The sequence below is a fragment of the Rhodovulum kholense genome, assembly GCF_003053725.1.
Lineage (GTDB): Bacteria > Pseudomonadota > Alphaproteobacteria > Rhodobacterales > Rhodobacteraceae > Rhodovulum > Rhodovulum kholense.
In genome coordinates this window covers 24,473-44,374 of sequence record NZ_QAYC01000006.1, presented here as the reverse complement: position 1 = coordinate 44,374, position 19,902 = coordinate 24,473, and the positions used below count along the sequence as shown (strand labels likewise).

Genomic DNA, 19,902 nt, shown 5'->3' with positions numbered 1-19,902 from the left:
CCGAAACGCGCTGGGCAAATTCGTGCGCATCATTGCCCCCCGAAGAGCTCTGGGAAGGTCGCCATGGCCCGGTCGAGATCGACGCGCAGCAGCGCCTCGTAGCTTTCGGGATCGAACGGCTCTTCCGCCGGCACCACCTCGCGGCCCAGAAGCCAGGAGAGTCGCCCCGCATCGAGATTGCCGCGTTCGAACGGCGCGTCGCCGAACTGCTCGATCAGCGCGGCCAGAAACCCCGCATCGGCGCGGCGGTCGGCCGGGCGCCGGTCGGCGAAGCGTTCGCGCGCGATCAGGCGGGAGGCCCCGTCCTTGTTCGCGCGGCGGATGGTGAATTGAAAGTCCGTCCCGGGCAGACGGGACGGGAATCCCCGGTGTTTCAGCATGGCGCGCCTCCGTGGGGACCGGGGCGCGGCGAAGCCGGGGCGGGCCGCGCCCGCCCCTCGCCCCGATCAGTACTTGTTATAGGTCGGTTCGGGCTGAACCGGTTCGACATAGACCACTTCTTCCTTCTGGGCGCAGGCCGCAACGAAGGCGACGAGCGAGAGGGCGAAAAGGGTCTTGACGCATTTGGACATAGGACACTCCCGTCTGGTTTCGGCGCGGGCCGCGACCCGGCGCCTGACTTATGGAAGGCCGCCCGCAGGCGACCTTCGGGGAGGATAGAGCAATCTTCGGGCTTTGCACATGCCGCCCCGGCGACACGTGCCGGTTGTGGCGAAAAAGGGGCTGGCGGACACACTGCGCCGGTCGGGCGGACGGAAATCGGCATCGTCTCAGAACCCTTCCCAGATGCAGTGCCCCGCCTCGGGACGGTAGGCCTCGAAGAACTGCGTGGCCTCGGGATCGGACTGCCCGAAGGGCACCGGGCGGTCCATCAGCGTGATGACGATCTGTGCCGGCTCCGGCCCCGCCCCGGCCAGACGCGACAGCGCGAAATGCTCGCACAGATAGTCCATGTCGCCCTGGGCCTTTTCGGGCGTCAGCGTGCCCCCCTCGCGCCCGATCTCGGGGGCGAGAAACCGGAACCGCACGGTCAGCCCGGCCGGTCCGGGTTCGCCGGTGACAGTGTCGAGATGGGTCACCGACTGGCCCGACGGCACATCGACCACCGTGCCGGTGCCGCCCAGCACCAGCACCGCCGCCGCCAGAAGGAACGCGCGCCCGGCCGCCATCACGCCAGGCCTTCGATCCAGGCCCGGGCCAGCCAGCGGCTCCGGTGGACGGGGCTGGTCAACAGGGCGGCAATCCGGGCCTCGCAGTCAAGACGCGGGAAAGGGGCTGCGGCGCGACCTCCGGCGCTTACCCGCAGCCCCTGCCCCTCCTCCTCGACTCGAATGACCGGCGAGAACCCGCGCAGGTCCTGAAGCATGCGCCACAGATCCTGGCGGATCTGCAGGGCCAGCCGACCCTTGCGGGCGGGCGGGAAGGCCGCGCTTGCGCAAAGATCGAAGCGCACGGGCAGGTGCCGCGCCATCGTCAGCGCGCCCTCCTCCCGCAGCATGTGCCAGCCCCGCATCGCCATTCGTCCGGCCTAAAGCGGAATGTTGTCGTGTTTCTTCCAGGCCGTCTCGCGGCGCTTGCCCCGAAGCGAGGCAAAGGCGCGGCAGACCCGGCGGCGGGTCGAGCGGGGCTGGATCACCTCGTCGATGAAGCCGCGTTCGGCCGCCACGAAGGGGTTGGCAAAGCGGTCCTCGTAATCCTTGGTGCGCCGCGCGATCTTGTCCGGATCGCCCAGTTCGGACCGGTAGAGGATCTCGGTCGCGCCCTTGGCCCCCATCACCGCGATTTCGGCCGTGGGCCAGGCGTAGTTGAAATCGCCCCGCAGGTGTTTCGAGGACATCACGTCGTAGGCCCCGCCATAGGCCTTGCGGGTGATGACGGTCACTTTCGGCACCGTCGCCTCGCCATAGGCGAACAGCAGCTTGGCGCCGTGCTTGATGACCCCGCCATATTCCTGGCCCGTCCCCGGCAGGAAGCCCGGCACGTCGACGAAGGTCAGGATCGGGATCTCGAAGCAGTCGCAGAACCGCACGAAGCGCGCCGCCTTGCGGCTGGAATCGATGTCGAGACAGCCCGCCAGCACCATCGGCTGGTTCGCCACCACGCCGACCGTCTGGCCTTCGAGCCGGATGAAGCCGGTGATGATGTTCTTGGCGAAATCGGCCTGGATCTCGTAGAAATCGCCCTCGTCCGCGACCTTCAGGATCAGCTCCTTCATGTCGTAAGGCGTGTTCGGGTTGTCGGGGATCAGCGTGTCGAGGCTGGCATCGACCCGACCAGGCTCGTCGAAGAAGGGCCGCACCGGCGGCTTCTCGCGGTTGTTGAGCGGCAGGAAGTCGACCAGCCGACGCACCTGGTAAAGCGCCTCGACATCGTTCTCGAAGGCGCCATCGGCGACCGAGGATTTCTTCGTATGGGTCGAGGCGCCGCCCAGTTCCTCGGCGGTGACGACCTCGTTGGTGACGGTCTTCACCACATCGGGGCCCGTCACGAACATGTAGGACGAATCGCGCACCATGAAGATGAAGTCGGTCATGGCCGGGCTGTAGACCGCGCCGCCCGCGCAGGGCCCCATGATGACCGAGATCTGCGGGACCACGCCCGAGGCCTCGATATTGCGCTGGAACACCTCGGCATAGCCCGCGAGCGAGGCGACGCCTTCCTGGATGCGGGCGCCGCCAGAATCGTTCAGCCCGATCACCGGGGCGCCGTTCTGCACCGCCATGTCCATGATCTTGCAGATCTTCTGGGCGTGAGTTTCGGACAGCGACCCGCCGAACACGGTGAAATCCTGACTGAACACATAGACCATGCGGCCGTTGACCGTGCCCCAGCCGGTGACGACGCCGTCGCCATAGGGACGGCTTTCCTCCATCCCGAAATCGGTGCAGCGATGGGCGACGAACATGTCGAATTCCTCGAACGAGCCCTCGTCCAGCAGCAGTTCGATCCGCTCGCGCGCCGTCAGCTTGCCCTTGGCGTGCTGGCTTTCGATCCGCCGCTCGCCGCCGCCCAGGCGAGCGATACTGCGGCGGCGCTCGAGTTCGTTGAGGATATCTTTCATCGGCGATGCCCCTTACGGAAATTTTCGGCAACCTAGCCATGTGGTCAGCTTCATCAAAGTGTTAAACGGTAAATTTGCAAACTATTTCCCGCCTCCATGGTGCATATTGTAAATTCGCAAATGTCATGGACGGATCGCCCCTTTATGCCATATCGCCAGAGGCGCTGCCCACCCTCCGGAGCCCCCTCATGCCCGCCCTGCCGGTGCCCGTCGTCACGATCGGCCTTCTCGTCCTGTCCAATATCTTCATGACTTTCGCCTGGTACGGGCATCTCAAGTTCAAGGCGGCGCCGCTGGCCGTGGTGATCGTCGCCAGCTGGGGCATCGCCTTCTTCGAATACCTGCTTCAGGTGCCTGCGAACCGGATCGGCCACGGGCATTTCTCGGCGGCCCAGCTGAAGACGCTGCAGGAGGTCATCACCCTGACCGTCTTCAGTGGCTTCTCTGTGCTCTATCTCGGAGAAGAGCTGCATTGGAATCATGCGCTTGGCTTCGTCTTCATCGGGCTTGGCGCGTTCTTCATCTTCCACCGCTGGTCCTAGCCGATCCCGCTGGACAAGACCCGCTTTGCCCCCTACCCGGAAGTCATGATGCCGCAGCCCAAAGTCCGTTTTCTGGACCGCACCACCCCACCCCATGTGCTGACGCTGGTTTTGCTGGCCGGCCTGCCGGCCCTGACCATGAACATCTTCCTGCCGTCGCTGCCGCAGATGGCCGCGCATTTCGCCACCGACTATGGCGTGATGCAGCTGTCGGTCGCGGCCTATCTGGCAGTGAACGCGGTGCTGCAGCTGATGATCGGGCCGATCTCGGACCGCTACGGGCGGCGGCCGGTACTGCTGATCTCGACCGCGCTTTTCCTGGTCGCCACGCTGGGCTGCATGCTGGCCCCGACGATCGAGGTCTTCATGGCCTTCCGGATGGCCCAGGCGGTGATCGTGACCGGCATGGTGCTGAGCCGCGCGGTGGTGCGCGACATGGTCGCCGACAGCCAGGCGGCTTCGATGATCGGCTATGTCACCATGGGCATGGCACTGGTGCCGATGATCGGCCCGACCATCGGCGGCGTGCTGGACGAGATCTGGGGCTGGCAATCGACCTTCGCCGCCCTGGTCGTGGCCGGGCTCGGCGTGCTGGCGCTGGTCTGGGCCGATCTGGGCGAAACCGCCGCGCCGCGGGATGTCAGCCTGCTGGGCCAGTTCCGGCAGTATCCCGAACTGGTGCGGTCGCGCCGCTTCTGGGGCTATGCGCTGACCGCGGCTTTCTCGTCGGGCGCCTTCTTTGCCTATCTCGGCGGCGCGCCCTTCGTGGGCAGCCATGTCTTCGGGCTCTCTCCCTCGACGTTGGGGCTTTATTTCGGAATCGTGGCGGTCGGCTACATGGGGGGCAACTTCCTGTCGGGGCGCTACTCGGTCCGGGTCGGCATCAACGGGATGATCTTCTGGGGCACGCTGATCGCGCTGGTCGCGCCGGGCGTGTCGATGGCGCTGTTCGGCCTTGGCCTCATGCATCCGCTGGCCTTCTTCGGAGCGATGTCGCTGGTCGGGCTTGGCAATGGCATGGTGCTGCCCAATGCCATTGCCGGGACGCTGTCGGTGCGTCCGCATCTGGCGGGCACGGCCAGCGGGCTGGGCGGGGCGATCATGATCGGCGGGGGCGCGGCACTTTCGGCGCTGGCGGGCGCGTTGCTGAAACCCGGCACCGGCGCCTGGCCGCTGCTGATCATCATGGCCGCAACCTCGGCTGCCGCGGTCGTCGCCGTGCTTTACGTGCGCTGGATCGACAGCCGCGAAGGCCCCATCGCGTCGATGCCGAAAGGCTGAACCTGGATTCGAGCCCCGGCTTGCGCGACCGCTTTGCAAAGGCTACCACAACGGGTGGCAAATCCGCAAAGCGAGGCCCGCCATGGCGACACGCAAACTCTATGCCGGCGTCAAGCTGCGCGAGACGCGGACGCGGCTGGGACTGACCCAGAAGGACTTCGCGGCCCGGCTGGGGATCTCGCTGCCCTATCTGAACCAGATGGAGAACAACAACCGTCCGGTCTCGTCCTCCGTGCTGCTGGCGCTGGCCTCGGAATTCGGCTTCGACGTCACCGAACTGTCCGAAGGCGATGCCGAACGCCTGGTCAGCGACATGCGCGAGGCGCTGGCCGACCCGGTCTTCAGCGACCTGGCCCCGCCGCTGGCCGATCTCAGGCTTGCCGCCTCGAACGCCCCGGCGCTGGCCCGCGCCTTTCTGGAACTGCACCGCGCCTATCGCCAAAGCCATGAACGGCTTGCCTCACTCGACGAGGCGCTGGGGCGTGAAGATGCGTCCCTGGGGCCGTCCCCTTGGGAGGAGGTGCGCGACTTCTTTCACTATTGCGACAATTACATCGACGCCATGGACCGCGCAGCGGAACGTTTCGCACGCGGACCGGAAGGCGGCCCCGACCCGGAACAGCGCGCCCTCGCCGCATTGGAATCGCAGGGCATATCTTTGACCTTCAAGGATATTCCCGGGCTTCGTGCCTATGACGAAGACAGCCGCACGCTGACCCTGTCCAGCCATCTGCGCGGCCCGACCCGGCGGTTTCAGCTATTGCACCAGATCGCCCTTCTGACACAGTCGCAACTGCTGGAAGCCACGCTGGACCTCGCCCGGTTCCAAAGCCCGGCGGCCCGCGCCATCGCCCGGATCGGCATGGCCAATTATTTCGCGGGCGCGGCACTCCTGCCCTATAACCGCTTCCTCGAGGCGGCGCAGGAAACCCGCCACGATCTGGAACTGCTGGCGGACCGCTTCGGCGCCTCGATCGAGCAGGTGGCCCACCGGCTTTCGACCCTGCAGCGCCCCGGCGCCAAGGGGCTTCCCTTCTTCTTCGTGCGGGTCGATCAGGCCGGAACGATCACCAAGCGCCACTCGACCACGCGGCTGCAATTCGCGCGGTTCGGGGGCGCCTGCCCGCTCTGGAACGTGCATCGCGCCTTCGAGACGCCGGGACGGTTCCTGCGCCAGCTGGCCGAGACGCCGGACGGGCTGCGCTATGTCTCGCTGGCCCGCGACGTGTCGAAACCGGGGGGCGCCTGGCGTGCCCCGGTCCGCCGCTATGCCATCGGGCTGGGCTGCGAGGTGCGCCATGCCGATCAGCTGGTCTATGCCGACGATCTCGATACCGGCAATTCCGCCGCCTACGAACCCATAGGGATCTCGTGCCGGATCTGCGAACGCCGCGACTGCCACCAGCGCGCCGTGCCGCCGCTGGAACGGCGCCTGACGGTCGATGCCAACCGTCGCGGCCTCTTGCCCTACGAGGTCGCCGACTGAGGGCGCGGCGTCAGGCCGAGGCTTGATTTAGGATGCGGACCAGTTCGTCCTTCAGATGCATCCGGGTCTTGCGCATCTCGGTCAGGTGCAGGTCGTCGGTCGGTTCGACATCGCTCTCGGCCCGGTGCACCGCGCCGTTGATCTCGTGATATTCCTGAAAGAGGCGCGCGAAATGGGCGTCGCTGTCCTTCAGCGCCTCGATCAGACGCGCCTTGTCGGGAAAATCCGCGGCAAGCTCGTGCGGCGTGTGGGTCATCGCCTCCTCCTGTACTCCCATACCTGAACCGAAGCCTAGGAGCCTGGGATCTGCGCCGTCCTTGACACCGATCAAAGGGGCGGCTCAGCCGACAAGCCCTTCGCCGTGCCGCAGAAGGATCGGCACGACGATTTCTTCCTCGTCAAACAGGTGACGGTCGAGGAAGCCGCCGAACCGGTCCAGCCGCGCCTGAAGCCGCCCGGCCGCGTCGTGCTGCGCCTCGGGCTCGGCCCCGATCAGTGTGCCCACCGCCGTCGCGAGGGCGTCGAGATGCCCCTCAAGGGCGTGGTGATCGGCATCGAGGATCTCGAAGCCCGCACCCAGCCGTGGCTCGAGCGCGGCCAACTGCGGGAAGTAATGCAGATCCTCGATCTTGTGATGGCCGTAAAGTTCGCTGAGCAAGATGGCGGCCTGGCGCCGGACGGCGCGGATCGCGGGCTCCGGCGGCGCCGCACCGGCGTAAAGGTGGCGAGCCTCGTCTTCCATCTGCGCCAGAAGCGACCGGAACATGATATGCCGGTCGAGCCAGAAGCGGGTCACACCATCGGGGGGCACGGTGCTGTCCCAGAGATCGCGCGGATAGTCCGCAAGAAGGACCCTCAGCGTGTCGGGAAGCCCGGTTCTCAGGGCCAATGCCCAATCGTCTTTCATGGATCTGACGCTAGCGCGGCGGCCCGCCCGCTCAAGCCCGGCTGACGCTACGTTTCCGGCGCATGGGCCGGCGGCGTCACCGCACGCCTTTTATGGACCGCTTCGCGCCAGGTGATGAAGACGACCGATCCGATGATCATGCCTCCGCCCAGCAGCACCCAGCCATCGACCGCCTCGCCGAAGGCAAGCCAGCCGACCAGCGTGGCCCAGACCAGTTGCAGGAAGGTGATCGGCTGGGTCACGGTCAGCGGCGCGGCGCGGAAGGCGCGGGTCATGGTGTAATGCCCGGCGGTGGCGAAAAGGGCGACCAGGAACAGCCCCGCCACCTGATCCCAGCGCGGCGTGACCCAGACCGCCAACGCGACCGGCGCCAGCACGACGGTCACCGCGATCGACATCATCGCCACCACGACTGCCGCATCGTCGCGTTCGCTCAGCAGCTTGGCGGTCAGATAGGAGATACCGAAAAGGAAGGCCGTGAACAGCATCGCGACATGGCCCTCCGAGATTTCGCGAAAGCCCGGGCGCAGGATCACCAGCACCCCCAGAAAGGCGGCGGCAATGGCCAGAATGCGCCGCGCCGCCAGCCGCTCGCCGAACAGAAGCGCGGCGCCCAGGGTGACGTAGATCGGGTTGAGGTAGTTCATCGCCGTGACCTCGGCGACCGGGATCCGGGTCATCGCGAAGAACCAGCAGATCACGCCCAGCGCATGGGCCAGACCGCGCCCGCCGTACAGCATCAGCCGGCCCCGGTCCATCCGCAGGCGCAGAAGCCGCCCCAGCACCGGCAGCAGGAAGACAAGACCCAGAACATAGCGCAGAAAGGCCGATTGCGCCGCCGGGATGCCCTGCCCAGAGAGCTTCACCAGCGCGGTCACCGCCACAAAACACACCCCGGTCACCAGCATCCAGAGAATGCCCGCGACCGGGTTCTGGCCCCTTGCGGGCACCGACTGCATCGCCATGTCTTCCCGCTTGCCACGGCGGGGACCGCCTTGCAAGCGCGGCCGCGTAAGACATCGCTGGCATCGGGTCGGGCGCCTCAGACGGGGACCGAGCGCTTTTCGGGAAGGGTCGCGGGCGCGGCCTCGGCCAGATCGGGGCGCAGGCGCTGAACCAGAGTGCCGCCGGTCTCGATGATCAGCTTCATGCGTTCTTCCATGCGAACCATGTCGGCGATGGCCCCTTTCAGCGCCTCGGTCTCGTCGCCGAGCCCCGCGAGGCCTTCGAACAATCGCTGGCTGGCCGCGATCTGCGCCTCGGCATTGGCGATGACCGCAGACAGATCCGAGACCAGTTCGGCCGCCTGCGGCGCCTCGCCCGCCCGAGCGAGTGCCGCATCAAGATCGGCGACGGCCCCCCTGATCGCATCGAACCAGGCCTGCGACAGCAGCGGTTCGCGCTTGGCACTCAGCATCGCGTCGCGTTCCAGCCGCCGGACGCCCCCGACCAACCGGTCGACCTGCCCGCGCAGCGCGCCTTGCACCGAGACGATGTCGTCATTGACCCGCACCACCCGGCGCAGCACCGCGTTCAGCTCGTCGATCAACCGGCTGATGCGGTCGAGAAAGAGGTTCAGATCATGGGCGAGCGCGCCGAATTCGTCGGCGGTGCGCACCTCGGCCCGTTCGCTGAGCGTCCCGAAGGCGCGCGCAAGCCCCGCCACCGTGCCTCGCAGCCGCAAAAGCGGCTCCATCCGGGCCCGGAGGATCAGGAACAGCAGGATCGAATGCAGCACGATCTTGCCCACGGCAAGTCCCGCGCTGAGCGTCACGTCGTCAAGCCAGGCGGCGAAGTCCCGTTCCAGATAGTCCCGCACCGTGACGCGGCCCAGAACCTGCCCGACCTCGGCCTCGGCATGGCAGGTCAGGCAGAAGGTCTCGGCGGCGATCTCGACCTCGGCCTCGCGGAACCGGCCGTCGGGCCAGTCGCCAAAAGGGATCCCCTCGGGGGTAAAGCCGAACAGCGCCTCGATCGAGCGGACCGTGACCGGCGACGGCGAAATGGCGATCTTGTAGCCCAGGTCGTCCCAGTTGCGTTCGAGGATCGGGTACATGGTGCGCGCCGCCACCGGCCCGCCCTCGTTGCGCATGATGGCGCGGATGTTCTCGGCCAGATCCTCGGCCACGGCCCGCGCCTGTTCCTGCCCGCGCGTCTCGAACTTGTAATAGACAAGCGCCGCCTTCAGCGCGAATTCCAGCACCGTCACCGCCAGAAGGACCAGGAAAAAGTCCTTGATCATGTGGATCAGGAACGACTTGTCGAAACGTCCGATCGCGTGGCTCGCGGGCTCGGCCATGGACACCTCCTGCAGCGCCGAAGCCCCGGCGCGGGGTCAGTCTAGGGCCCAGCCCAAGCACACGCCAAGCGGGAAATGCGCCGGGTCAGCACATCGGATCCGCCGGAATGGATGCGGGGCGCGGCCGCGCGGGTTATGATCGGCGGGCAAAGCATCCGGGCAAGGGGGACGGGGGATGGAAATCTGGGCGATGTATCCATGGGTGATCCTGGGCGTGGCGATCAGCGTGGTGTTGCCGATCGTGCGCCATGCCCTGCCCGCAACCCCGTCCGGGACGCTGGAGGCTGCGGCCCCGCCGGTCTGGGTACGGATCTGGCGCGAGGCCCGGCCCTATCTCGCGCTGGGGCTTTTTTCCTGCATCGTCGGGCTTCTGGTGCTGGCCGCGATGGGCGAGCAGATCCTCGACTGGCGCGCCGCGCTGCTGGCGGGCTATGCCTCGGACTCGACGCTGCAGAAGCTGAAATGAAAACCGCGCGCGCCCGTCACCGGACCCGCGCGGCCTGAAACTGCGCCCCCAAGGGCTCAGAGCTGTTCCAGCACCTCGTCGCTGGCCGAGAAATTGGTGGTGACGTGCTGCACGTCGTCGTCATCCTCGAGCGCGTCGATCAGCTTCATCAGCTTCTGCATGCCCTCGAGATCCATCTCGGTCGTATTGCCGGGCTTCCAGATCAGCTTGGTGGACTCGCTTTCGCCCAGCTCGGCTTCCATCTTGGTGGCGACCTCGTTGAGGTCGGTATCGGCGGTGTAGATCACATGCTCGTCATCCGAGCTTTCCACATCCTGCGCGCCCGCCTCGATGGCGGCCATCATCACCGTGTCGGCATCGCCCGCCGAGGCCGGATAGACGATCTCGCCCATCCGCTCGAACATGAAGGCCACGGACCCGGTCTCGCCGAGATTGCCGCCATATTTGGTGAAGGTCGAGCGCACGTTCGACGCGGTCCGGTTGCGGTTGTCGGTCATCGCCTCGACGATCACCGCCACCCCGCCGGGGCCGTAGCCCTCGTAGCGGATTTCCTCGTAATTGTCGCCCTCGCCGCCGATCGCCTTCTTGATCGCGCGCTCGATATTGTCCTTGGGCATGGACTGCGCCTTGGCTTCCTTGATCGCCAGGCGCAGGCGCGGGTTCTTGTCAGGGTCCGGGTCGCCCATCTTGGCGGCAACGGTGATCTCCTTGCTGAACTTCGAGAACAGCTTGGAGCGCGCCGCATCCTGCCGCCCCTTGCGGTGCTGGATGTTCGCCCATTTGGAATGGCCTGCCATGGAACCCCACTTGGCTTTCTGAATTCGACGGGGCTCTCTATATGTCAGGCAGACGCGGACCTGCAAGCCTGCTCGGGGCGTTGGGTCGGGTGAAACCCTCCGGCGCCCGGGCGCCGGACAGCCGGGAGACCCTGATTGACCCAGGACCAGTTCATTCTGTTCTCGCTTTTCGCCACCGTCTTCGTCGCCCTGATCTGGGGCCGGTGGCGCTACGATCTGGTGGCCTTCGCGGCGCTGATGGCGGCCGTGCTGCTGGGCGTGGTGAAACCTGACCGCGCCTTCGAGGGCTTCGGCCATCCCGCGACGCTGGTGGTGGCGCTGGTGCTGGTGGTCTCGGCCGGGCTGGTGCGGTCGGGCGCGGTCTATCTGATCACCCGGACGCTGGTCGACAGCGCCCGCAGGCTCGGGCCCCATATCGCGATCATGGGGGGCATTGGCGGGCTCTTGTCTGCCTTCATGAACAATGTGGCCGCGCTGGCCCTGCTGATGCCGGTCGATATCCAGACCGCACGCAAGGCGGGCCGCGCGCCGGGGCTGAGCCTGATGCCCCTGTCCTTCGCCACCATTCTGGGCGGCATGGTCACGCTGATCGGCACGCCGCCCAACATCATCATCGCGGCCTTTCGCCAGGACGCGACCGGCCAGTCCTTCCGCATGTTCGACTTCGCTCCCGTGGGGGGCGTCGCGGCGCTGGCGGGCATCGCCTTCGTCGCACTGGTCGGCTGGCGGCTGATCCCGAAAAGCGCGGGCCTTGAGGCCTCGGCCGACCCGATGTCGGACTATTCCTCCTATATCGCCGAGCTGACGGTGCCCGAGGGCTCGAAGCTGATCGGCCAGCGGCTTGCCGATCTCGACCCCGAGGCCGAAGCCAATGACGTCGCCCTGCTGGGACTGGTCCGGGGCGGCAAGCGGCTTTACGGGCTGCAACGCGGCACCGCGCTGGCAGCGGGCGACTCGCTGGTGATCGAGGCAAGCCCCGAGGCGCTGGACGAGTTTCGCGCGGCACTCTCGCTCGATTTCGCCGAGGGCGCCAATGAGGAACGGCTGAAGGCCGAGGGCGCGGGGCTGACCGTGGTCGAGGTCGTGGTGCCCGAACAGGCGCGCATCGCCGGGCGGTCTGCCCAGCTTGTCGGGCTGGCCTGGCGGCGGCGCACGGTGCTGCTGGGGATCTCGCGGCAGGGCCGTCCGATCCGCCAGCAGATCCGCAAGACCAGAGTCCGGCCCGGCGACATCCTGCTGCTGCTGACGCCGCAGGACGTGGCGCAGGACGTGGTCGACTGGCTGGGCTGTCTGGCGCTGGCCGATCGCGGGCTGGCGGTGACCGACACCCGCAAGACCTGGGTCGCCATCGGACTCTTCGCGGCGGCGGTGGCGGCGGCAAGCGTCGGGCTGGTCGATCTGACCATCGCCATCGGCCTCGTCGTGATCGGCTATGTCGCGGCCCGGATCATCCCCATCGCCGAGGTCTATTCCCATGTCGAATGGCCGGTGGTGGTGCTGCTCGGCTCGATGATCCCGCTTGGCGTGGCGCTGGAGGAAAGCGGCGGCACCCGTCTGATCGCGGAAACGCTGGTCGGGCTGACCGGCGACATGCCGCCCTGGGTGATCCTGACCGCATTGATGGTGGCGACCATGTGCCTGTCGGATGTGCTGAACAATACCGCGACGGCGGTGGTCGCGGCCCCCGTCGGCATCCAGATGGCCCAGGCGCTGGGGGTCAGCCCCGACCCGTTCCTGATGGCGGTGGCGGTCGCGGCCTCCTGCGCCTTCCTCACCCCCATCGGCCACAAGAACAACACGCTGATCCTCGGCCCCGGCGGCTATCGCTTTGGCGACTATTGGCGGATGGGCCTGCCGCTGGAACTGATCGTGATCGCGGTCTCGGTGCCGATGATCCTTCTGGTCTGGCCGTTCTGAACCGCCCCCGCAGCCCGGGCTTGACGGCCCGCCCGCGCTCGGCCAGTCGGAAAGAGGGCAGCGGGAGGCGGGCGGTGATCTGGAAACCTCAGACGGCCGGGGCGCTGGCCATGGCATCGGCCCTGGCCCTTCTGGCAGGGACAAGCGCGCGCTTCATCCCGGGGGGCAGCGCGGCCGGGCCGCTGGCGCGCATCCTCGACGCGCTCGCGCCCTGGCTTCTGGGCGGCGCGCTGGCGCTTGCCCTGGGCGCGGCGGTGCTGGGGCTGCGCCGTGTCGGCCCCATGCTGGCGCTGGCCGCGCTGGCCGCGCTGGCCGGGCTCGGGGCGCTGCACCTGCGCCAGAGCCTGCCCGCGCTGCCCGACCGCGCCCCCGATCTGCGCATCCTCTTCTTCAACGCCTATTCCGGCAATCGCACCCCCGCCGAGACCATCATCCGCGCGGTGATCGACACGGACCCCGATATCGTCCTCTTCGCCGAAGCCGAGGCCGTTGCCGCGGGCCTGCCGCTTTTGCGAACGCACTACGCTTTCGTCTCGCCTTGCAGCCCCGGGGCCTGCCAGATCGTGCTGGCGGCGCGCACCGCGCCCAAGCGGTTCTGGGCGATGTCGCTGAACCCGGTCTGGCCCCGCCGCTATGCCGTGGCCGAGATCGAGACCGCCAGCGGCAAGCGGGTCTTTCTGGCCGGGCTCCAGCTTCTGAAACCCTGGATGTCGGGCCTGGCCGAGACCGAGCTGGGTCGGCTGACCGCCCAGCTTGGCTGGCTGCCCGACCCGGCGGTCGCCATCGGCGATTTCAACGCCGCGCCCTGGAGCCGGACACTGTCGCAGATCAATGACGCGACCGGCATGGCGACCGCGCGCCTGCCGGTCGCGACCTGGCCGGTGGCCGCGGGGCGCTTCGGGGTGCCGGTCGATCAGGTGCTGGTCGGGGGCGGCGCGCGGCTCGTGCGCCTCGCCCCCTTCGGCGCCGATCTCGGATCGAACCATCGCGGGCTTCTGGCCGAGATCGCCCTGCCCTGACCCCTGTGCCCTGACGCGTCAGCGCCCGGCGATCACCCCCGCCGCGGCCTCGAGCGCGCCCGCGCCATGGGCGACGCCCAGCGCTTTGAACCCGGCCTCCATCGTGCCAAGCGCGCCGAGGATCATATGCGCGTTCACATGGCCCATATGGCCGATCCGGAAGAACCCGTGCCAGGCCGGATCGCCCGGCGCCGCCATGCCAAGCCCGATGCCGAGGGTCACTCCCGCGGTCTCGCTCAGCCACTCGCGCAGCGCCGTGCCATGGGGCGGATCGATCCGGACCGAGGTGACGGCATGGCTGCGCAAGGCCGGATCGGTCATGTTCAGCGCGATCGGCCCGCCCTGCCCCCAGGCCTCGATCGCGGCCCAGATCGCGCGGGCCAGTCGGGCGTGGCGGTCCCAGGCCGCCTCGAGCCCCTCTTCATGCACCAGCATGTCAAGTGCGGCCCGCAGGCCGTACAGGTGATGGGTCGGCGCGGTGCCCCCGAAATACTGATAGAATTCCTGCGGGTTGGCGCGCGGCGTCCAGTCCCAGTAGGGCGTGGCCAGATCGGCGCGCGCCCGTGCCTCTTCGGCCTTCGGCCCAAGGAAGACGAAAGCCAGACCCGGCGGCACCATCAGCCCCTTCTGGCAGGCGGCAACCATCACATCGACGCCCCAGGCGTCCATCTCGAACCGGTCGCAGGCCAGCGAGGCGATGCAGTCGGCCATCAGAAGCGCCGGATGCCCGGCGGCCTCCATCGCGGCCCGTACGCCCGCGACGTCGTTCCGCACGCTGGTGGCGGTGTCCACATGGCTGACCAGAACGGCGCGGATCTGGTGGCCCGTGTCGGCCCGCAGCCGGTCTTCGACCCGGCCCAGATCGACCGTCGCGCGGTTGCCGAAATCGAGGATCTCGACCTCGGCGCCCATCGCCCGCGCGGCCTCGGCCCAGCCATGGCCAAACCGCCCGGTGGCCAGCACCAGCACCCGGTCGCCCCGCGCCAGCACGTTCGCCAGCGACGCCTCCCAGCCGCCATGGCCGTTGGCGATGTAGATCGCGACCTTGTGCCGGGTCCGCGCCACCGCCTTGAGATCGCGCACGACGCTTTCGACAAGATCGACCAGCGGGCCGCCATAGATGTTCGGGGCGGGCTGGTGCATCGCCTGCAGCACCCGGTCGGGAATGACGGACGGGCCGGGAATGGCGAGGTAGGGGCGGCCGTATCTGAGGCTCATGGGGGACTCCGCACTTGACCCAAGCTCTGTTATGCCTCGCCCGGGAACCCGTCAATTGCTTGTCAGAGGCGGGGTTTCGGGCTATCTCGCGGCCTCGTGTTTCCGCGCCAAGGCCCCAGATGTTCGACCTTCTGAAAACCCGTTTCGAGGCGTTCGAACGCCGGATGACCCGGCGCCACGGCACCGATCTGACCGCGCCCGGCGCGCGGCGGGTGGCGCTTTTGCATTTCCACCTGATGGATCACGCCTTCCTGCGCATCCTATGGACCAATCTCGAAGAGATCGCCCCCGGCGTCTGGCGGTCGAACCACCCGTCGGCCGCGCGGCTCCGGCGCTATCGCGAGATGGGCATCCGCACGGTGATTTCGCTGCGCGGACCGCGCCAGGACTCGCACCGCCTGCTGGAGGAAGAGGCCTGCGCCGCGCTGGGGCTGCGCCTTGAAACCGTGACGCTGAAGGCCCGGCGGCTGGTCCCGCGCGAGAACCTGCTGGCGCTGCTCGACCTCTTCGACCGGGCCGAACGGCCGATGGTGATGCATTGCAAGTCGGGCTCGGACCGGGCTGGCTTTGCCTCGGCGCTGTATCTCATCCACGCCGAGGGCGCGCCCGTCGCAAGGGCGCGGGAGATGCTGTCCTGGCGCTTCCTGCATTCGCGCCGCTCGAAGGCGGGGGTGCTCGACGCGGTGCTGGACCGCCTTGAGGCGGATACCGCCGAGGTGCCCATGACCCTGCGCGACTGGATCGCCAGCCGCTACGACCCCGCCGCCATCGAAGCCGCCTTCCGGGCGGGGCGGCGCTAGCATGGCGGGCGGCGGACAGATCTTCGGCTGGCTCTGGCGCGGCTACCTGCGCCGCCATTCGGCCACCATCGGCATCGCACTCGCGCTGATGACGGTCGAGGGCGCCTCGCTCGGGCTGCTCAGCTACAGCTTCAAGCCGATGTTCGACCGGATCTTCGTCGCCGGAGACCGGGGCGCGATCCCGATCGTGGCGGGCGCGGTGCTGGCGATCTTCCTGGCCCGCGCGCTCAGCGGCTTCGGCCAGCGGGTGCTGATGGCCCGCGCCGGGCTGGCGATCACCGGCGATCTGCAGAAGGACATGGTCGATCACCTGCTCGACCTCGACGGGTCCTATTTCCAGCGAAACCCGCCGGGCGGGCTTCTTGAGAGGGTGCGCGGCGACACCACGGCCGCGGCCAATGTCTGGAACACGGTGCTGACCGCGGCGGGCCGGGACCTGGTCTCGCTGGTGTCGCTGCTGGCGGTGGCGCTGTCCATCGACTGGGTCTGGACCGCCATCACCATGGCGGGCGTACCGCTGCTGGTGGTTCCGCTGATGATGCTGCAACGCTGGATCCGGCGCACCGCCCGCAGCGCGCGCGAAGAGGCCGCGCGGATCGCCGGGCGGCTCGACGAGATGTTTCACGGCATCGTCACCATCAAGCTGAACCGCATGGAACGCCGCGAGAAGGGCCGCTTCGGAGATACCGTCTCGCGCTTCATCGACGTGCAGCTGCGCGCACAGGCCGGTCAGGCGGGCATGCCGGCGCTGGTCGATCTGGTCGGCGGCGTGGGCTTTGCCGCGGTTCTGGTCTTCGGCGGGCTGCAGATCATCGACGGCGGCAAGACCGTTGGCGATTTCATGGCCTTCTTCACCGCCATCGCGCTGGTCTTCGAACCGCTCCGGCGGCTCGGCAATGTCTCGGGCGCCTGGCAGGCGGCGCTGGCGAGCCTCGAGCGCATCCACGCGGTCTTTTCCGAACGCGCCACCATCCTGCCCCCCGCGCGGCCGAAATCCCTGCCCGCCCCGGCGCCAAGCTGCGACGTGGTGCTGGAGAACGTGCATCTGTCCTATGGCGAGACGCCGGTGCTGCGCGGGCTGAGCCTGACCGCCAAAGCGGGTGAAACGACCGCGCTGGTCGGGCCTTCGGGCGCGGGCAAGTCGACCGTCTTCAACCTGCTGACCCGGCTCGTCGAGCCGCAATCGGGCCGTGTCACCGTGGGCGGGGTCGAGGTTCGCGACCTGGCGCTGACCGAACTGCGCGATCTCTTCTCGGTCGTCACCCAGGACGCGCCGATGTTCGACGACAGCCTGCGCGACAACATCTGCCTTGGCCGCGACGTGCCCGAGCCGCGGCTGCGCGAGGTGATCGAGGCGGCCCATATCGACGAGTTCCTGCCGGGCCTGCCCGCCGGGCTCGACAGCCCGGCCGGGCCGCGCGGCTCGAACCTGTCGGGCGGCCAGCGCCAGCGCGTGGCCATCGCCCGGGCGCTGCTGCGCGATGCGCCGATCCTGCTGATGGACGAGGCGACCTCGGCGCTGGACGCGCAATCCGAACGCGCGGTGCAGGAGGCGCTGAGCCATCTGGCCAAGGGCCGCACCACACTGGTGATCGCCCACCGGCTGGCCACCGTTCGCGACGCTGCCCGGATCGTGGTCATGGAGGCCGGTCAGGTGCGCGAAGACGGGCGCCACGAGGACTTGCTGGCGCAAGGCGGGCTTTATGCGGGGCTCTACCGCTTGCAATTCGCCGCCGAGTCCTGACACCTTCGGGCCGGAAACGGCATAGCGGGAGGCGGACCATGACGGGCGAGCAGGCGGCGGACAGGACGGTTCTGAAGATCACCGGCGCGGATCGCGCGAAGTTCCTGCAGGGGCTGGTCACGAACGACGTCTCGGCGCTGGAGGGGCGGCTTGTCTATGCCGCGATGCTCAGCCCGCAGGGCAAGTATCTGGCCGATTTCCTGCTGACCGAACGCGACGGGGCGATCCTGCTGGACGTCAGCGCGCAGATCGCCGAGGCGCTGGCCCGGCGGCTTTCGATGTACAAGCTGCGCGCCGACGTGCAGATCGCGCCTTCGGGTCTGAACGTGCTGCGCGGGCTTGGCCCCGCCCCCGACGGCGCCCTGCCCGACCCGCGCCACGAGGCGCTGGGCTGGCGCGCCTATTCCGACACGCCCGGCACCCCGCCCGTCACCGACTGGGACGCGATCCGCGTGGCGCACTGCATCCCCGAGACCGGGATCGAGTTGATCCCCGACGCCAGCTATATCCTCGAGGCCGGGTTCGAGCGGCTGCATGGCGTCGATTTCCGCAAGGGCTGCTATGTCGGCCAGGAGGTCACCGCGCGGATGAAGCACAAGACCGAATTGCGCAAGGGGCTCGCGACCGTCGGCATCGAGGGCACGGCCCCGCCTGGCACGCCGATCGAGGCGAATGGCAAGGAGGCCGGTACGCTCTTCACCCGCGCTGGCGATCTGGCGATTGCGCATCTGCGCTTCGACCGGGTGGCGCCCCGGATGACGGCGGGAACGGCGACGGTGCTTTGGCCGGATGGCTGACCGCGCGGCGCTCGAGGCGCTGCTGGGCGCCCCTGTCGCCCGGGTCACACCGCTGCAGGGTGGCGATCTGTCCGAGGTGGTCCGGGTCGCCCTGAGTGACGGCCGGCAGGTTGTGGCCAAGACCGGCCCGCGGGTCGCGACCGAGGCCCGGATGCTGGCGGCCATCGCCGCGACCGGCGCGCCCGCGCCGCAGGTCATCGCGGCGACCGAGGGGCTTCTGGTCTTGGAGCACTTAAGCGAAACCCGCGCCACGCCCGACGGCTGGGCGGCCCTGGGCGACGGGCTCGCCCGGCTCCATGCGACGACGGGCGCGGCCTATGGCTGGCCCGAGGTCTATGCCTTCGGCCCGGCCGCGATCCCCAACGGTGCCTCAGGCGACTGGCCGGGCTTCTGGGCCGAGCGGAGGCTTCTGGCCTGGCCCGAGGCGCTGCCCGCCGACATCGCCCGCAGGGTCGAAGCGCTGGCCCTGCGGCTGAGCGGCCTGGTCCCGGCAAACCCTCCGGCCTCGCTCCTGCATGGCGATCTGTGGTCTGGCAACGTGCTGTTCACCGGGGAAGGCGCGGCACTGATCGACCCCGCCTGCTATCATGGCGATGCCGAGGTCGATCTGGCGATGCTGGATCTGTTCGGCCCCCCGCACCCGGCCTTCCGAGAGCGTTATGGCGCCCCTGCACCGGGCTGGCCCACGCGGCGGGCGGCCTATCAGCTTTGGCCCGCGCTGGTGCATATGCGGCTGTTCGGCGGTGGTTATCGCAGCTTGGTCGAACGCTGCCTGACCGCGCTGGGCGCGTAAGCCAGCGCCCTCAGGCCCGGGCGGAATATTCCATGGTTTCGGTGTTGACGATGATCTCTTCGCCCGGCCCCACGAAGGGCGGAACCATCACCCGCACGCCGTTCTCCAGCAGCGCGGGCTTGAAGCTTTTCGCCGCGGTCTGGCCGTTCACCACCGGCTCGGTCTCGGCGATCCGGCAGGTGACCTTGGGCGGCAGCGTGGCGTTCAGCGCCTCGGCCTCGTAATATTCGACGACCACGGTCATGCCGTCCTGCAGGAACGGACGGCGGTCGCCCAGAAGATCGGCGGGCAGTTCGGTCTGTTCGTAGCTGTCGGTATCCATCACCACCAGCATGCCCTCGGATTCATAGAGGAACTGCTGGTCCTTCCGCTCCAGCTCGACCCGGTCGACCTTGTCGGCGCTGCGGAAGCGTTCGTTCAGCTTGGTGCCGATGCGCAGGTTGCGCAGCTCGACCTGTGCGAAGGCCCCGCCCTTGCCGGGCTTGACATGGTCCACCTTCACCGCGGCCCAAAGCCCGCCGTCATGGTCCAGAATGTAACCGGGACGGATTTCGTTGCCGTTGATCTTGGCCATGCGGGAACTCTTAAGAGAAGGTTGATCGCCATTCGGCGGCACCTATATCTTGTCGGTGTCGAGCTGGCAAGGCGACTAGATCCGGTCTCTTCTGCGCGCGAGCCATGCGCTGAGTGCATGGCCGGTCTGCCAAATGGAGAATACCGAATCGCAGCAAAAGCGTCATATTCGGCCGCACGCCCGAAATGCAAGAGCAAGAAT

Annotated in this window: 22 protein-coding genes; 10 read left to right on the top strand and 12 right to left on the bottom strand. The window is 68.1% G+C overall.

Features of this window, described 5'->3' with window-relative positions; genetic code table 11:
- Window positions 1-29: 29 nt before the first annotated feature.
- The 5 genes from C8N38_RS09560 to C8N38_RS09545 form a co-directional block, all read right to left on the bottom strand.
- Window positions 30-380: a hypothetical protein gene (locus C8N38_RS09560; protein ID WP_108026606.1), complete on the bottom strand. Its 351-nt coding sequence runs from the start codon at window positions 378-380 to the stop codon at window positions 30-32.
- 66 nt (window positions 381-446) lie between these two features.
- Complete coding sequence (locus C8N38_RS22130; RefSeq protein WP_256359722.1) at window positions 447-572, bottom strand: hypothetical protein; 126 nt, start codon at window positions 570-572, stop codon at window positions 447-449.
- Between the two features lie 198 nt (window positions 573-770).
- Window positions 771-1,169: a DUF6497 family protein gene (locus C8N38_RS09555; RefSeq protein WP_245895652.1), complete on the bottom strand. Its 399-nt coding sequence runs from the start codon at window positions 1,167-1,169 to the stop codon at window positions 771-773.
- Entirely contained in the window at window positions 1,169-1,498 is a 330-nt protein-coding gene (locus C8N38_RS09550; RefSeq protein ID WP_245895650.1) for a hypothetical protein, read from the bottom strand. Before C8N38_RS09550 ends, C8N38_RS09555 begins: the two co-directional genes overlap by 1 nt.
- A 30-nt stretch (window positions 1,499-1,528) precedes the next feature.
- Window positions 1,529-3,061, bottom strand: a complete 1,533-nt coding sequence (locus C8N38_RS09545; protein ID WP_108026600.1) for an acyl-CoA carboxylase subunit beta — start codon at window positions 3,059-3,061, stop codon at window positions 1,529-1,531.
- 188 nt (window positions 3,062-3,249) lie between these two features.
- On the opposite strand from C8N38_RS09545, the gene C8N38_RS09540 reads away from it, so the two are divergent.
- The 3 genes from C8N38_RS09540 to C8N38_RS09530 all read left to right on the top strand — a co-directional run bounded on the left by C8N38_RS09540 (window position 3,250) and on the right by C8N38_RS09530 (window position 6,370).
- Entirely contained in the window at window positions 3,250-3,603 is a 354-nt protein-coding gene (locus C8N38_RS09540) for a DMT family protein (protein WP_108026597.1), read from the top strand.
- A gap of 45 nt (window positions 3,604-3,648) precedes the next feature.
- Window positions 3,649-4,884, top strand: a complete 1,236-nt coding sequence (locus C8N38_RS09535) for a multidrug effflux MFS transporter (protein ID WP_108026594.1) — start codon at window positions 3,649-3,651, stop codon at window positions 4,882-4,884.
- Window positions 4,885-4,966: 82 nt separating this feature from the next.
- Entirely contained in the window at window positions 4,967-6,370 is a 1,404-nt protein-coding gene (locus C8N38_RS09530; RefSeq protein WP_108026591.1) for a helix-turn-helix domain-containing protein, read from the top strand.
- Window positions 6,371-6,380: 10 nt separating this feature from the next.
- Here C8N38_RS09530 and C8N38_RS09525 read toward each other — a convergent pair whose 3' ends face one another.
- The 4 genes from C8N38_RS09525 to C8N38_RS09510 all read right to left on the bottom strand — a co-directional run bounded on the left by C8N38_RS09525 (window position 6,381) and on the right by C8N38_RS09510 (window position 9,576).
- Window positions 6,381-6,626, bottom strand: coding sequence for an HP1242/YdcH family protein (locus tag C8N38_RS09525; protein ID WP_108026588.1), 246 nt, complete (start codon window positions 6,624-6,626; stop codon window positions 6,381-6,383).
- 84 nt (window positions 6,627-6,710) lie between these two features.
- Window positions 6,711-7,259 (bottom strand): hemerythrin domain-containing protein, encoded by a 549-nt coding sequence (locus C8N38_RS09520; protein WP_158272332.1) that lies wholly within the window; start codon window positions 7,257-7,259, stop codon window positions 6,711-6,713.
- Window positions 7,260-7,324: 65 nt separating this feature from the next.
- The gene (locus C8N38_RS09515) at window positions 7,325-8,242 is read right to left on the bottom strand and encodes a DMT family transporter (RefSeq protein ID WP_108026582.1); all 918 of its coding nucleotides are present in this window, start codon (window positions 8,240-8,242) and stop codon (window positions 7,325-7,327) included.
- A gap of 77 nt (window positions 8,243-8,319) precedes the next feature.
- Window positions 8,320-9,576, bottom strand: coding sequence for a methyl-accepting chemotaxis protein (locus C8N38_RS09510; RefSeq protein WP_108026580.1), 1,257 nt, complete (start codon window positions 9,574-9,576; stop codon window positions 8,320-8,322).
- Between the two features lie 175 nt (window positions 9,577-9,751).
- Here C8N38_RS09510 and C8N38_RS09505 point away from each other — a divergent pair, with 175 nt between their 5' ends.
- On the top strand, window positions 9,752-10,042 hold the full coding sequence (locus tag C8N38_RS09505; protein ID WP_108026577.1) for a hypothetical protein: 291 nt from the start codon (window positions 9,752-9,754) through the stop codon (window positions 10,040-10,042).
- Window positions 10,043-10,098: 56 nt separating this feature from the next.
- Here the strand turns inward: C8N38_RS09505 and C8N38_RS09500 are convergent, their stop codons facing one another.
- A complete protein-coding gene (locus C8N38_RS09500) occupies window positions 10,099-10,839 on the bottom strand; it encodes a YebC/PmpR family DNA-binding transcriptional regulator (protein WP_108026573.1) in 741 nt (246 codons plus the stop codon).
- A gap of 135 nt (window positions 10,840-10,974) precedes the next feature.
- On the opposite strand from C8N38_RS09500, the gene C8N38_RS09495 reads away from it, so the two are divergent.
- Window positions 10,975-12,756, top strand: a complete 1,782-nt coding sequence (locus C8N38_RS09495) for an SLC13 family permease (RefSeq protein WP_108026569.1) — start codon at window positions 10,975-10,977, stop codon at window positions 12,754-12,756.
- A gap of 74 nt (window positions 12,757-12,830) precedes the next feature.
- Window positions 12,831-13,775, top strand: a complete 945-nt coding sequence (locus C8N38_RS09490; protein ID WP_108026565.1) for an endonuclease/exonuclease/phosphatase family protein — start codon at window positions 12,831-12,833, stop codon at window positions 13,773-13,775.
- 18 nt (window positions 13,776-13,793) lie between these two features.
- Here C8N38_RS09490 and C8N38_RS09485 read toward each other — a convergent pair whose 3' ends face one another.
- Complete coding sequence (locus tag C8N38_RS09485; RefSeq protein ID WP_108026562.1) at window positions 13,794-14,993, bottom strand: pyridoxal-phosphate-dependent aminotransferase family protein; 1,200 nt, start codon at window positions 14,991-14,993, stop codon at window positions 13,794-13,796.
- A gap of 119 nt (window positions 14,994-15,112) precedes the next feature.
- On the opposite strand from C8N38_RS09485, the gene C8N38_RS09480 reads away from it, so the two are divergent.
- Genes C8N38_RS09480 through C8N38_RS09465 form a run of 4 tightly spaced genes read left to right on the top strand, consistent with a single transcriptional unit; the run spans window position 15,113 to window position 19,127 of the window.
- Window positions 15,113-15,793: a tyrosine-protein phosphatase gene (locus C8N38_RS09480; protein ID WP_108026559.1), complete on the top strand. Its 681-nt coding sequence runs from the start codon at window positions 15,113-15,115 to the stop codon at window positions 15,791-15,793.
- A 1-nt stretch (window position 15,794) separates the two neighbouring features.
- Window positions 15,795-17,537, top strand: coding sequence for an ABC transporter ATP-binding protein (locus C8N38_RS09475; RefSeq protein WP_108026556.1), 1,743 nt, complete (start codon window positions 15,795-15,797; stop codon window positions 17,535-17,537).
- Window positions 17,538-17,575: 38 nt separating this feature from the next.
- On the top strand, window positions 17,576-18,334 hold the full coding sequence (ygfZ, locus tag C8N38_RS09470) for a CAF17-like 4Fe-4S cluster assembly/insertion protein YgfZ (RefSeq protein ID WP_108026553.1): 759 nt from the start codon (window positions 17,576-17,578) through the stop codon (window positions 18,332-18,334).
- Complete coding sequence (locus C8N38_RS09465) at window positions 18,327-19,127, top strand: fructosamine kinase family protein (protein ID WP_108026550.1); 801 nt, start codon at window positions 18,327-18,329, stop codon at window positions 19,125-19,127. The genes ygfZ and C8N38_RS09465 overlap by 8 nt, the downstream gene beginning before the upstream one ends.
- Window positions 19,128-19,137: 10 nt before the next feature.
- Here the strand turns inward: C8N38_RS09465 and efp are convergent, their stop codons facing one another.
- Window positions 19,138-19,701, bottom strand: coding sequence for an elongation factor P (gene efp / locus C8N38_RS09460; protein WP_108026547.1), 564 nt, complete (start codon window positions 19,699-19,701; stop codon window positions 19,138-19,140).
- Between the last annotated feature and the right edge of the window lie 201 nt (window positions 19,702-19,902).

What these genes read in the sequence shown, in the direction of transcription:
- C8N38_RS09560 (WP_108026606.1), bottom strand. Translation starts at nt 380, where the DNA reads ATGCTGAAACACCGGGGATTCCCGTCCCGTCTGCCCGGGACGGACTTT.
- C8N38_RS22130 (WP_256359722.1), bottom strand. Translation starts at nt 572, where the DNA reads ATGTCCAAATGCGTCAAGACCCTTTTCGCCCTCTCGCTCGTCGCCTTC.
- C8N38_RS09555 (WP_245895652.1), bottom strand. Translation starts at nt 1,169, where the DNA reads ATGGCGGCCGGGCGCGCGTTCCTTCTGGCGGCGGCGGTGCTGGTGCTG.
- C8N38_RS09550 (WP_245895650.1), bottom strand. Translation starts at nt 1,498, where the DNA reads ATGCTGCGGGAGGAGGGCGCGCTGACGATGGCGCGGCACCTGCCCGTG.
- C8N38_RS09545 (WP_108026600.1), bottom strand. Translation starts at nt 3,061, where the DNA reads ATGAAAGATATCCTCAACGAACTCGAGCGCCGCCGCAGTATCGCTCGC.
- C8N38_RS09540 (WP_108026597.1), top strand. Translation starts at nt 3,250, where the DNA reads ATGCCCGCCCTGCCGGTGCCCGTCGTCACGATCGGCCTTCTCGTCCTG.
- C8N38_RS09535 (WP_108026594.1), top strand. Translation starts at nt 3,649, where the DNA reads ATGATGCCGCAGCCCAAAGTCCGTTTTCTGGACCGCACCACCCCACCC.
- C8N38_RS09530 (WP_108026591.1), top strand. Translation starts at nt 4,967, where the DNA reads ATGGCGACACGCAAACTCTATGCCGGCGTCAAGCTGCGCGAGACGCGG.
- C8N38_RS09525 (WP_108026588.1), bottom strand. Translation starts at nt 6,626, where the DNA reads ATGACCCACACGCCGCACGAGCTTGCCGCGGATTTTCCCGACAAGGCG.
- C8N38_RS09515 (WP_108026582.1), bottom strand. Translation starts at nt 8,242, where the DNA reads ATGGCGATGCAGTCGGTGCCCGCAAGGGGCCAGAACCCGGTCGCGGGC.
- C8N38_RS09510 (WP_108026580.1), bottom strand. Translation starts at nt 9,576, where the DNA reads ATGGCCGAGCCCGCGAGCCACGCGATCGGACGTTTCGACAAGTCGTTC.
- C8N38_RS09505 (WP_108026577.1), top strand. Translation starts at nt 9,752, where the DNA reads ATGGAAATCTGGGCGATGTATCCATGGGTGATCCTGGGCGTGGCGATC.
- C8N38_RS09500 (WP_108026573.1), bottom strand. Translation starts at nt 10,839, where the DNA reads ATGGCAGGCCATTCCAAATGGGCGAACATCCAGCACCGCAAGGGGCGG.
- C8N38_RS09485 (WP_108026562.1), bottom strand. Translation starts at nt 14,993, where the DNA reads ATGAGCCTCAGATACGGCCGCCCCTACCTCGCCATTCCCGGCCCGTCC.
- C8N38_RS09480 (WP_108026559.1), top strand. Translation starts at nt 15,113, where the DNA reads ATGTTCGACCTTCTGAAAACCCGTTTCGAGGCGTTCGAACGCCGGATG.
- C8N38_RS09475 (WP_108026556.1), top strand. Translation starts at nt 15,795, where the DNA reads ATGGCGGGCGGCGGACAGATCTTCGGCTGGCTCTGGCGCGGCTACCTG.
- ygfZ (WP_108026553.1), top strand. Translation starts at nt 17,576, where the DNA reads ATGACGGGCGAGCAGGCGGCGGACAGGACGGTTCTGAAGATCACCGGC.
- C8N38_RS09465 (WP_108026550.1), top strand. Translation starts at nt 18,327, where the DNA reads ATGGCTGACCGCGCGGCGCTCGAGGCGCTGCTGGGCGCCCCTGTCGCC.
- efp (WP_108026547.1), bottom strand. Translation starts at nt 19,701, where the DNA reads ATGGCCAAGATCAACGGCAACGAAATCCGTCCCGGTTACATTCTGGAC.